The sequence below is a fragment of the Mycobacterium sp. NS-7484 genome (assembly GCF_001953975.1).
Classification (GTDB): domain Bacteria; phylum Actinomycetota; class Actinomycetes; order Mycobacteriales; family Mycobacteriaceae; genus Mycobacterium.
The window spans coordinates 1-11,863 of record NZ_MBEJ01000061.1; the positions used below are offsets into that span (position 1 = coordinate 1).

Consider the following 11,863-nt stretch of genomic DNA (forward strand, 5'->3'; position numbering starts at 1 on the left):
CCGGGCCCGCCCGCCTCGCTGCAACTGTTCATTCACGCGGTGGTGGCCGGGATTCTGGCCAATGTCGTCGACGACGGTGTGGCCCTGTTGCGTTCGCGCGAACGCAACTTCAGCCATGCCGTGACCGAGCGGCCCACCGACGATCCCTTGTTGCAGCGGCAGCTCGGCGTGCTGGCCAGCACTGCCTACGTGGCCCGCGCCGCGGTTCTCGACGCGGCTGCGGCCATCGGCGCGGCCACCGACTCCGAGGTCGACGGCGTGCCCGATGCCCGTCTGGCCGAAGAGGCCCAGCTCAAGGTCGCCAAGGTGAAAGTGCACCTCGACGATGTCGCCCCCGAGGCGGCCACGCGGCTGCTCGAGCTCGGCGGGGCCAGCGCGGCCAGCCGGCAGCGCAACCTCGACCGGCATTGGCGCAACATCCGCACCATCACCCTGCACAACCCGGTTGCTTACAAGGCGCGGGTGATCGGTCAGAATCTGTTGCAGGGCACGCCAGTTCCGGCCAACGCCTACTTCTGAGTCGAGGCCGGCCGGTCAGGCGGTCAGGGCGATGTGGTGGGCGCCCTGCACACTGGCGTAACGCTCAGGGCTGCAGGTCAACACGATCACCTGGCCGTCCCCGCCGACCGCGTCGAACACCGCGCCCATCTTGGTCAACCGGTCGGGGTCGGTGAAACCGAGTGCGTCGTCGATGATCACCGGGACGCTGTCCTCCTTGGCCACCATCGTGGCACCGGCCAGCCGTGCCACGATGGCCAACTGCTCCTTGGCACCACCGGACAGTGACTCGTAGGGCACGGTCCGTCCGGACACAGTGCGGGTGCAGATTTTGAGATCGCTGTCGACCTCCACCTCGAAGTCCTCACCGAACACCAAGCGGCCCAGGCGTTGCACTTCGAGGCGGAACGGATCGGCGTAGCGCTGTCGGGTGGCATCGCGGTGCCGCGCCATCACCGAGCGCAGCGTCTCGGCGGCGCGGGCGCGGCGGTGTACCCGCAGATATTCGGTGTGGGCGTGCTCCCGTTCGGTCTCGGCGGCGTCCAGGTGCCCCTTACGCCCTTGCGTGCCGTACACCTTGAGTTGCGCGACCACCTCCCGCAGCCCCTCGACCGCGGCGTCGTGCCGGACAACCGACAGATCGGCCCGGCGCACCGCCGCCTCCAGGGCAGCGTTCACCGAATCCGGTGGCGTGGCCGACAATTCGTTGCGCAGCGCAGCGACCCGGCCGGCGGTGGCAGTGGCCTCGTCATCGGCGGCCTGGGCCTTGATGGCCAAAGCCTCGTCGGCGGCCACGGCGCGCGCTGCCTCAAGGCGCCCGGTACAGATCGTCAACTCCGCCTGCGCCGAGGTGAGCTTCTCACGCATCCCACTGAGGCGGTTGGACTTCTCCGACAGCTTCTGGGCGGCCGCGACGAGCACCTTGCGACTGGTCTCACTGTCCGCCACCGCCTGGCGGTGCCGGGCCACCGCAGCGTCGAGCTCCGCCCGGGCCGCAGCAGTGTCGGTGGGGCCGGCCAGTTCGAACAGCGCCGCCTCGTCGGGCTGGGTTTCACGCAACCGGGCCAGCCGGGACCGTAGGTCAGCCAGCTGATCCTCGCCCGTGAGTGCATCGACGGTGGCACTCAGCCGGTCGCGGCTGCCGAGCATTTCGCGACGACGGGTGTCCAGTGCACGGGCGGCGTCCACATCGTCAACCCCGGCTGCAGTCAGCGCGGCCGCCAGTGTCGCCTGCGCCTCGTCGAGACGGGCCTGGGTCTGCGCGGCCGGAGTGCCGGGCACCACCCGCACCGTGAGCACCCCCGGCAGATCGATCTCGGTGTCGGCGGTGGTGTGGACCGACCACGGCCGGCCCGCCTCCAGGGTGACCCGGGCGTCGTCCACCCGTATATCGAGACCCTCGACTGCCACGAGATCGATTCGCGCCGAGGCGAGTTCGGCCTGCCCGGCGGCGCGCTCCACTGCGAGTGCCGCCGCCTCGATGGCCCGCATCCCGGCGTCGTCGAGGGCTATCCCGGCCAGTTCGCGATTGACCCGGTCCAGATCGCGCACCGCGGCGTCGATCTTGCTCAGCCGCGCCGCCAGCCGGTCGGCTTCGTCCCGGTCGGTCATGCGCGTCAGTGTGGTGCGGGCCGCCTCCACCCGGTCCGCATGTTCGTCGGCGGCCACCCGCGCCTTCTCGGCCGCGGCCTCGGCCGCCTCGTGAACCGCACGTGCCGTGGTGGTTTCATCCTCGGCCAGGCTCAGCGTGGCCTGCAGCTCGGCGATGGACGTCACGCGCTCGTCGACCTCGGCGCGCAACCGTCGGCGCTCGGTGAGCGCGTCGGCAGCGGCACACTGCGCCACCCGTGCGGCCTCGGCGACCACCTCGGCTTCTTTGAGCCGTTGCACCACGGCGGCGACCTCGTCGGCGGCCTTACGGGCCGTCCCGAGAGCGGCCTGGGCCTGCTCGCGCTCGGTCGCCAAACCGGTGACCTCGATACTGAGTTCGGCATGCCGGCGCACCGCGTCGTCGACCTCGGCCACCGCGGCCGCGCACTGCGCCACCGCGTCGTCGGCGGCGGCGAGCCGCTTGGTTACCGCGGCCCACTCGCCGGTCGCCCGGCCGGTGGCGGTGAAGTAGCGCAGATACTCCGCGTCGATGCGCTCGATCAGCAGCGGCTCGTCACCGGACAGCGTGACCGCCTCACCGGCCGCCACGTCCAACGCCCGGGCCAGGGCATCCGAACCGGACAGGTCGACCGGGGCGGTCGAAGAGGCCTGCAACACCCGCTGGGCCTGCCACAGGCTGGTGTCCACGGTTTCGCCGAGCATGGCCAGTACCCGCTCGTGCGCCTCGTCGCCGCTGAGCTGCTCGCGCACCGGCGCCAGCACGGTCAGCTGGGTTTCGGCTTTCTTGTGGAAGCGTTTGCGGTACATGAATCGATAAGGGCCGGTGGAGATTTCGGCCATAACCTCGGCGCCGACGTCAGCGTGGGTGGGCTTGACCTGCTTGACTTCCTTCTTGCCCGAGCGGTCCTTGGCCTCCAGCAGCAGATCGAGCGCCTCGATCATCGAGGACTTGCCGATCTCGTTGGCGCCGCTGACCACCACCACACCGTGGTCGGGGAACTCGATCTCACGGTGGCTGACGCCGCGATAATTGGTCAGGACCAGGCGGTGCAGTTTCATGCCGCCGCCCCCCGGTCCACCAAGCGCAGCAACAGACCCAATGCCGCGCGGGCATCGTCGGCCGCGGCGCCTTCGGAGCGCGCCGTGGCCACCAACTCGTCCACCGCGGCCGCCGCGAATCCGCCGATACCGAGGTCGTCGAACTCTCCGTCGGCGGGTAGCACCGCGATCTCGGTGTGTCGTTCCCACACGGTCAGCGCCGCGAACAACCGCGCGTACTTTTCCAGGCAGGCATCCAGCGCCGCCTTGTCGGTCACGGTCAGCGAGCCCGTCAACGCCAGGCGCACCACGGTGCATTCCTTGTCCGCCAACAGGTCCAGGTTGATGTCGAGATCGGCGATGTCGCGGTCGGTGTCCACCGGCCGGCGCAGCGTGACGAACCGCCACCGGCCCACACGTTCGGAATCGACCCGAACTGCGCGCTGTGGATCGTCCTCGTCGATGTCGACCACCAGCACATGACCCGGATCGGATTCGATGTCGTCATAGTTGGTCACCTCAGGCGAGCCCGAGTACCACACCCGGCCGGTCGAGCCGACCTCGGTACGAGAGTGCTTGTCGCCCAAGGCCACATAGTGGACGGCGCCACGGGCCAGCGCGTCCTCCACGGCGGCCAGCCGGATCAACGACGGCTTGCCCTTGTCCGGGTCGAGAATGTCGACGCCGCCGTGGCCGACCAGGACCCGGGTGACCCCGTCGGCCGGCAGCTCGGCCAGCGCATCACCGACCAGGTCGGAGGTCGGCGCCTTGGACCGCCACGGCGCGGCCACGATCTGCAGGCCGGGGCGCACGTCGAACACGCCGGCGCGATCGAGCACCACGACATTGTCCGGGCACTCTGCGGTGAACAAAGCACTGGTGTAGACCGAGGCCGCGTCGAGCGGATCATGGTTGCCGGGCAACAGGTACACCGGCACCCCGATGCCGCGCATGGCCTCCAGCGACACGCTGACCTCACGCGGAGCCAACTGGTTGTGCTCGAACACATCCCCGGACACCACGACGAACTCGGCACCGGAGGCCGCCGCGACCGCACCGAGCGCCGAAACCGCCTCGCGGCGGGCGGCCGCATAACGTGGCTGGGCTTCCCCGTCACCGGCGCTGAGGAAGTGACGGGTCATGCCGAGTTGCCAATCGGCGGTGTGCAGAAAACGCATCGGCCCGGCCCCTCCATGTCCATTTCTCGGTCCATTTCTCGGCAATCCATCTTCCGAGCAAGGCGAGTGTAGGACTGGCCGCCGACAAGTCCGGGGACCTGCGGCGGCGCGTACGTTCGACAGTCTGCCCGGGTCAGCCGGTGGGTGCCTCGACCATCTCCGGCCGCACGTAATCCCGGGCCCTGAGCGCGAGGTACAGGGCGGAGATGGTCGACCCCTGTGACAGATCGACTCCCAGCAGTGATTCGATGCGACCGATCCGGTAGTAGAGGGTTTGCCGTTCGACATGCAGGCGCCGGGCCGCCTCGCTCTTCTGACCGGGGTTCTCACACAGCACCCGCAGGGTGTCCACGAGCTGCGTGCCATGCGCGTGGTCGTGCTCGATCAGCGGGTCGAGGCTGGTCCGGACGAATGATCGCAGGGCGGATTGGTCGCGGATCGACCACAGCAGCCGATCCACGTCGGCGCGCGCGGCATCGTGCCACGGCCGCTTGGGGCCGTGCGCCGCGGCCAGGGCGGTATCCTCCGTCTCGGCCAGACTCTGGCGGATGTGGTTCCAGGTTCGTGCCACCCGGCCGACCGCGATGACCGCGAGACCGGACGCCCCGAACCGCTGCTCGGCGAACCGCTCCACGGTCTCGGCGATGAAATCCGCCTCCTCGGCGCGCGTGCCGGGATCGTCGATGGCGACCAGCGCCACGGTCAGGCCACCGTCGCCACGGGCACCCACGACCATGGGACGCCCACGCTGACCGAACGTCTTACGCACGTCCCGCCAGACCAGCGCCCAGGCCGCCTCCTCCCCCGCAAGCGGGTTGGCCGACGAGGCATGCGCGATCGCCACCGGCATCAGAGTTCCCATCCGACGCGGAAAACCCATGGCCGCCAACCGGATAGTGGCCTCGGCATCGTCGATGTCTCTGGTCATCACACGTTCGAGGAAGTCGCCACGCTCGCGCAGTGCCAACACGGTTTCGGCCTGTTGTTGACGCAGCGCCAGCGCCAACAGTCCGACCGCACGATCGGTGGCCACCGCGTCGAGCTCGGCCAGTGGCGAGTCCAGCCCCATCGCGGTGAGCGTGCCCCACGTCTCCCCCGTACCCATGGGTATGGTTCGCCGGATCGTCTCGAACTCGATATGCGCGCCGCGGCGGAACGAATTCCACGACGCCAGCACGATCGAGTCGGTGCTGGTGTAGCTCACGTGTGAGATCGCGCCAGTGCGAGCGTTTTCCAGCACGACCGGGTTGCCGATGGCCTCCGACAGCGCCTCCAGGATCTGGGCCACGCCGGCGCCGTTCAGCATCAGCTCGGTGAACCGGCGGTGAAACTCGTTGCCCTGCTCCATGAGTCGCAGCTGATGACTCATGATCGCCTGATGCGCGGCCTCGGTCACCTCGACGAACGGCAGCTCCCGGTGCAACGCGATCAGCGGCAGGTTTCGCCGCCGGGCCTGGTCGACCAGTTCGTCGGGAAGCCTGTCGAACACCCGGCCCAGCTCGATCGCCAGCCCGGCGACGTCGCGATTGCTCAGATCGTCGATGAACTGGCGTAGACCGGCCGGGCTGCGGTCCATCCCCATCCCCGTCGTCAGCAACAACTCACGACCCTTGAGCAGGGTCGCGATATTGGGTACCTCACCGGCGTGCACCCAGCGCACCGGACGGTCCAGCGCCGGATCGTCGCCGGCGAGGATCTCCGGGGCGCCACGCTGCAGCGCGGGTAGGTGCAGAACCGTCCAAACCGTCACACCGAGGTGGTCACTCACCCCGTCGAATGTGTGGCAAGTGACCCGAACCTGTCAAGGCCGAGGCGATGAAGTTCTGACACTCTGTCGGCCACTGGGGCAGCTGACCAGCTAGATGCCAGGATCCGGCGCCGACCAGGGCCGCAGCGGACACGCTGGCCGCCGCCGCCAAGCCGTCCGACAAACTGTCAAAACGCCGCGGCCGAATCCAGACAGTTGGCATCTGGCTCGCCGTGTGGTCCAGGGCACATCATCGAGGTGTACCGGCGACGAGCCCCCGAATACAGCGCAGGGGCCGCGACCGGCTCTCACCGAATCCCACAGACGGAGGATCATGCTCGACCATGCCCGCACGGCCGAAACCGATCGTTCTCGGCAAACACGAGTCGCTGACCGCGACCGGATCCGTGTCATAAGACAGCGCGAGGAGGAGCGGTTCGCGCGGGACCGGCCGAAATCGTTCGAGCTCGTGCAACGGGCCCGCCGGTCACTGCTCGGCGGCGTTCCGATGAACTGGATGACCAAGTGGCCTGGCGGGTTTCCGCCGTTCATCGCCACCGCGCGCGGCGCCCGCCTGGTCGATGTCGACGGCAATGAGTACATCGACTTCTGCTACGGCGACACCGGAGCGATGGCCGGCCACGCGCCGGCCGGCTCGGTGGGTGCGATCGCCGACCGGGCCGCCGACGGCATCACCTTCATGCTGCCGACCGAGGATGCGATCTGGGTCGGCGAGGAGATGACCCGCCGATTCGGCGTGCCGTACTGGCAGTTCGCCCTGACCGCCACCGACGCCAACCGATTCGTACTCCGGCTGGCCCGGATGATCACCGGACGCCCAAAGGTGCTGGTGTTCAACCACTGCTACCACGGCAGCGTCGACGAATCGCTGGCCACCCTGGTGGACGGCACGATTCAGCCGCGCCGCGGCAACATCGGGCCCGCGGTGCCGCCCGGTGAAACCACCAAGGTGGTCGAGTTCAACGATCTCGACGCTCTCGAGCAGGCACTCGCCAGTGGCGAGGTGGCCGCCGTGCTGGCCGAACCGGCCCTGACCAACATCGGAATCGTCCTGCCGGATCCCGGCTTTCACGAAGCACTACGGGACCTCACCCACAAGTACGGAACGCTGCTCGTCATCGACGAGACCCACACCATCTGCGCAGGCCCCGGCGGCTACACGAAGGCCCATGGGCTGCAGCCCGATTTCGTCACGATCGGCAAGTCCATCGGCAGTGGAGTGCCCTCGGCCGCATATGGTTTCACCGCCGACATCGCCGAACGCATCGAGCGCATGGCGTCGGTCGAGGACTCCGATGTGAGTGGGGTCGGGGGCACCTTGGCCGGTAATGCCCTGTCGCTGGCAGCCATCCGCGCGACGCTGTCCAACGTGCTGACCGAGCAGGCCTTCACCGGCATGACCGATCTGGCCGTACAGCTCGAACGTGACGTCAACGAACTCATCGACGCCTACGACCTGCCCTGGCACGTCACCCGACTCGGCTGCCGCGTCGAATACCTGTTCAGCGCCGACCGGGCCCGCAACGGCACCCAGGCCGCGCAGGCCGGTGACTTCGAGCTCGACCAGCTCATCCACCTGTACATGCTCAACCGCGGAATGCTGTTGACCCCGTTCCACAACATGACCCTGATGTCACCGGCCAACGTCCGCGCCGACGTCGACCGACACAAGGAAATCCTCACCGAGGCAATCGCCGAGCTCTACCCAGCCCAGTAGTGAATCAGAAGGAGACAACGATGTATTTCCCAATTGACGAGTACGAAACCCGTTGGAGCAACGTGCTGGAGGCCATGCGTCAGCGTGGCTTCGACTGGGCGTTGATCTGGGGCCGCAGCGGCGGCACATTCGAACGCTGCAACGACATCCTGTATTTGTCGAACTACTACTCCAGCCAATCGGGCCATGAGTACGACAGCACCGAGTGGATGGGGGTGAGCTTCTCGGCCATGGTGATCGGCGGTCAGGACCTTCCCGAGATGGTGGTCGACGAGCCGGACTTCCCGGCCGAGTTGCTGCCGCTGCCGGCCAGCAACGTCACCTGGGAACCGCATCTGATCGAGGGTGTCGCCAAACTCATTCGCAGCAAGCCGATCTCACGCATCGCGATGGTGGGCACCGATTTCCTGCCGGTCAAGTATGCCCGGCTGCTGGAGGCCGAGCTGCCCGATGTGGAGTTCGTCGAGGCCGACGATCTGGTACGTGAGGTGCGTAAGCAGAAGAGCCCGCGAGAGCTGGACTGCTACCGCGAAATCGGCGTCAAGGTGACCGCGGCGATGGACGTGATGGTCCAGGCCGCCAGCAAGGGCGGGGTAACCCAGGCCGAGGTCGCCGCCCTCGGTACCGCCGAGCTCATGCGCCACGGTGGCGTACCGCATATGGTCCCGGTTTCCAGCGGTCCCACCATGTTCAACCATTGCGGCGATCCGATCCTGGGGTCCAGCCCCAACGTCATGCTCGAAGAGGGCGACATGGTCCGCATGTGGATCTACGGACCGGTCTACCAGGGCTACTGGTCGGACCCGGGCCGCACGGTCATCGTCGGCGGCAAGGGCACCGCCCGGCAACGCCAGCTGATCGAGAACGCCAACCACATCATCACCACGCTGATGAACGAGATCCGCCCCGGCCGCAGGTTTTCCGAGATCGCCGCACTAGGCAACGAGCTGCGGGCCTCGATGGACACCGAGGAAGACCAGCCCGGCAAGATGTGGCCGATCTACGGGCACGGTGTCGGCCTGTTCTGGGAAGACCCGTGGCTTACCGCGGCCGCGGCCAACCCGACCGGTGAGGATCCCGTCTTCCACGAGGGCCAGACGTACAGCACCGAGACGTTCCTGCACTGGTCCGGAGTCGGAAGTGCCGGCGCCGAGCAGAATTTCATCGTCTGGAACGACGGCAACGAACTGCTCACCACCACCGATCTGGTGAACTGGTAGGACGGCGCAGATGGCTACCGGTATCTGGTACGACGAACGGTGTCTGGCGCACGACAACGGCTCGATGATCCTCGACGAGCGAGCCGCGTCGTGGCTGGAGGTGACTCATGCGGAGAACCCTCAGCGACTGGCACGAGCAGTGGCGGTGCTCGAGGCATCGGGGGTGGCGCGCGAACTCGACTGGTTCCCGCTGCGGGAGGCCACCTCCGACGACCTGGCCCTGGTGCACACCCGCGAGCACATCGACAGGGTCCGCACCGCCTGCGATTCCGACACCGCGGTCTTCGTGGGACCGGAGGCACGCGCGGGCCGCGGTAGTTGGGAGCCGGCACTGCTGTCGGCGGGCGGCACGGTCGCCGCGGTCGACTGGGTGCTCGACGGCGCCGAACGCAACGCCTACGTGCTGGCCCGGCCGCCGGGCCACCACGCGTCGTCAGATACCGCGATGGGATTCTGCCTGTTCAACAATGTGGCGATCGCGGCCCGTCATGCCCAGCACCGACACGGGCTGGGCCGGGTCGCGATCGTCGATTGGGATGTCCACCACGGCAACGGAACTGAGGACATCTTCTACGAGGACCCGTCGGTTCTCTACGTCTCCCTGCACCAGGCCGACCTGTACCCGGCCGGCCGCGGACTCGTGCATGACCGGGGGCGGGGTGCCGGCCATGGCACCACCGTCAACCTGCCGCTGCCGGCCGGCACCGGCGACGCGGGGTATCTCAGTGTGGTCGACCGCCTGGTGGTGCCGGCCCTACACGCCTTCGCACCCGACCTGATCCTGATCTCGGCCGGGCAGGATCCTTCGGCGGCCGACCCGCTAGGCCGGATGAGCGTGACCACCGAAGGGTTCCGCGGTATGACGCGCCGACTGGCCGATGTGGCCAACGAGGTCTGCGACGGGCGGCTGATTGCAGTGCAGGAAGGTGGGTACAGCGTCGACCATGTCCCGTTCTGCGTGTTGGCGATCGTCGAGGAACTTGCCGGGCTCATCCCGCAGTTCAGCACCGACCCGATGGAACTGGACGCCCCGCGGGATCTGCGGGAGTACGAGACGACGGCCATCGACGCACTGGCGACGGAATCACGCGCCACCGCCGGACAGCGATGAGGAATGCGATGACACAACCTGAAGTCAACGACGGCGGCGATGCCTACGGCTATACCCAGACGCTGCAACGCAGCATCGGGCAATTCGCCAGCTTCGCCGCGGGCGTCAGCTACATCTCGGTGCTCACCGGCGTGTTCGGGCTGTTCTACTTCGGATTCGCCACCGGCGGGCCGGCCTACGCCTGGTCGTGGCCGATGGTGTTCGCCGGGCAGCTCATGGTCGCCTTGTGTTTCGCCGAGTTGGCCAGCCGGTACCCGGTGGCCGGCTCGGTCTACAACTGGGCGAAGAAGTTGTCCGGCTCCACCTCGGCATGGTTGGCCGGCTGGCTGATGGCGGTGTCCTCGATCGTCACCGTCTCGGCCGTCGCGCTCACCTACCAGGTCACCCTGCCTCAGATCTGGTCGGGTTTCCAGATCGTCGGGGACGGCACCGGCCCGCATGATTTCGCCCTCAACGGGGTGCTCCTCGCCGGGATTCTGATCGCCGTCACCACCATGGTGAACGCGTTCGGGGTGCGACTGGCGACGATGATCAACAGCGTCGGGGTGTTCGTTGAACTCGTCGCCGCCGTGCTGCTGATCGTCATCCTCGCCGTCCACGCCGTCCGGGGCCCTGGTGAACTCCTCCAAACACACGGCCTCGGGTCGTCCAACTCGTCGGGCTATTTCGGGGTGTTCCTTATTGCGGCGATCGCATCGGCATGGGTCATGTACGGCTTCGACACCGCCAGCACGCTCGGCGAGGAGACCAAGGACCCGAAACGCACCGCACCGCGGGCGATCATCCGCGCCGTGACGGCATCGTTCGTCCTCGGCGGCCTGATCCTGTTGTTCGGAATCTTGTCTGCCCCTGACCTTTCCGATCCCGCACTGGGATCCTCGTCGGGTGGCTTGCAGTACATCGTCTTGTCGGTGCTGGGCGGAACGTTGGGCAAGCTGTTCTTGATCTCGGTCGCGGTGGCGATCACGGTATGTGTCATCGCACTCGAAGCCGCCGCAATCCGGATGGTGTTCGCGATGGCCCGTGACAACCGCACGCCCATGGCGGCGAAGCTGGCCTATGTGCATCCGGTGCGCCGGACGCCCACCAACGCGTCGATCGCCGTGGGAACGATCGCGATCCTGATTCTGGTGGTCATGCTGACCCAGCCGCAGATCTACCTGATGCTGGCCAGTGTCGGGGTGGCCCTGATCTACTGCGCCTACCTCCTGGTCACCATCCCGATGCTGCGGCAGCGGCTGCGCGGTAGGTGGCCACTGAAAGATGGTGGTGACACAGACTATTCGTTGGGCCGCTGGGGGCTGACGGTCAACATCATCGCGATCCTGTGGGGTATCGCCATGGCGGTCAACCTGTTGTGGCCCCGGCGCGAGGTGTACAACCCTGAACCGCCGTTTCACTGGTACTACGCCTGGTCGGGAATTCTGTTCCTGCTCACGGTCACAGTCGGTGGGCTGCTGTTGTACTGGTTCCGGTTGCGACACCAGCAAGAGACGATGCTCACCCACGTCACATCGGAAACCGTCGGTAAGAACCGAGATCTGGAGCCTGATGCAGTATGAGCACTGACCATGTGGGAACCACGCGGGTCAAGCGTGGGATGGCCGAAATGCTCAAGGGTGGCGTGATCATGGACGTGGTCACCCCTGAGCAGGCCAAGATCGCCGAGGCTGCCGGTGCGGTGGCCGTGATGGCCCTGGAGCGGGTGCCGGCTGACATCCG

The 11,863-nt window shown here is 67.4% G+C and carries 8 protein-coding genes and 1 pseudogene; 6 read left to right on the top strand and 3 right to left on the bottom strand.

The features are described from left to right. On the top strand, positions 1–519 hold a 519-nt coding region (locus tag A5733_RS10595), incomplete at its 5' end, for an acyl-CoA dehydrogenase family protein (RefSeq protein ID WP_255376481.1). Positions 520–534: 15 nt separating this feature from the next. On the opposite strand, the gene A5733_RS10600 is transcribed toward A5733_RS10595, so the two are convergent. The 3 genes from A5733_RS10600 to A5733_RS10610 all read right to left on the bottom strand — a co-directional run bounded on the left by A5733_RS10600 (position 535) and on the right by A5733_RS10610 (position 6,093). After that, a complete protein-coding gene (locus A5733_RS10600; protein WP_076240084.1) occupies positions 535–3,168 on the bottom strand; it encodes an ATP-binding protein in 2,634 nt (877 codons plus the stop codon). Continuing rightward, a complete protein-coding gene (locus tag A5733_RS10605; protein ID WP_076240085.1) occupies positions 3,165–4,325 on the bottom strand; it encodes an exonuclease SbcCD subunit D in 1,161 nt (386 codons plus the stop codon). Before A5733_RS10605 ends, A5733_RS10600 begins: the two co-directional genes overlap by 4 nt. Before the next feature lie 133 nt (positions 4,326–4,458). Next, positions 4,459–6,093 carry a PucR family transcriptional regulator gene (locus tag A5733_RS10610; protein WP_076240086.1) on the bottom strand — a complete coding sequence of 545 codons (1,635 nt, stop codon included), beginning with the start codon at positions 6,091–6,093 and terminating at the stop codon, positions 4,459–4,461. Between the two features lie 313 nt (positions 6,094–6,406). Between A5733_RS10610 and A5733_RS10615 the strand changes: the two genes are divergently transcribed. The 5 genes and pseudogenes from A5733_RS10615 to A5733_RS10635 form a co-directional block, all read left to right on the top strand. After that, positions 6,407–7,810, top strand: a complete 1,404-nt coding sequence (locus tag A5733_RS10615; protein WP_076240087.1) for an aspartate aminotransferase family protein — start codon at positions 6,407–6,409, stop codon at positions 7,808–7,810. A 20-nt stretch (positions 7,811–7,830) separates the two neighbouring features. Continuing rightward, on the top strand, positions 7,831–9,030 hold the full coding sequence (locus A5733_RS10620; RefSeq protein WP_142253920.1) for a M24 family metallopeptidase: 1,200 nt from the start codon (positions 7,831–7,833) through the stop codon (positions 9,028–9,030). Positions 9,031–9,040: 10 nt separating this feature from the next. After that, the gene (locus A5733_RS10625) at positions 9,041–10,141 is read left to right on the top strand and encodes a class II histone deacetylase (RefSeq protein ID WP_076240089.1); all 1,101 of its coding nucleotides are present in this window, start codon (positions 9,041–9,043) and stop codon (positions 10,139–10,141) included. A gap of 8 nt (positions 10,142–10,149) precedes the next feature. Beyond that, positions 10,150–11,703: an APC family permease gene (locus tag A5733_RS10630; protein WP_076240090.1), complete on the top strand. Its 1,554-nt coding sequence runs from the start codon at positions 10,150–10,152 to the stop codon at positions 11,701–11,703. Continuing rightward, a pseudogene (locus tag A5733_RS10635) lies at positions 11,700–11,863 on the top strand (pyridoxal 5'-phosphate synthase lyase subunit PdxS); the annotation flags it as partial. The gene A5733_RS10630 and the pseudogene A5733_RS10635, both read left to right, overlap by 4 nt.

Excerpts from the sequence above, each read along its gene's own strand:
- A5733_RS10600 (WP_076240084.1), bottom strand. The coding sequence starts at position 3,168 with ATGAAACTGCACCGCCTGGTCCTGACCAATTATCGCGGCGTCAGCCAC.
- A5733_RS10605 (WP_076240085.1), bottom strand. The coding sequence starts at position 4,325 with ATGCGTTTTCTGCACACCGCCGATTGGCAACTCGGCATGACCCGTCAC.
- A5733_RS10615 (WP_076240087.1), top strand. The coding sequence starts at position 6,407 with ATGCTCGACCATGCCCGCACGGCCGAAACCGATCGTTCTCGGCAAACA.
- A5733_RS10620 (WP_142253920.1), top strand. The coding sequence starts at position 7,831 with ATGTATTTCCCAATTGACGAGTACGAAACCCGTTGGAGCAACGTGCTG.
- A5733_RS10625 (WP_076240089.1), top strand. The coding sequence starts at position 9,041 with ATGGCTACCGGTATCTGGTACGACGAACGGTGTCTGGCGCACGACAAC.
- A5733_RS10630 (WP_076240090.1), top strand. The coding sequence starts at position 10,150 with ATGACACAACCTGAAGTCAACGACGGCGGCGATGCCTACGGCTATACC.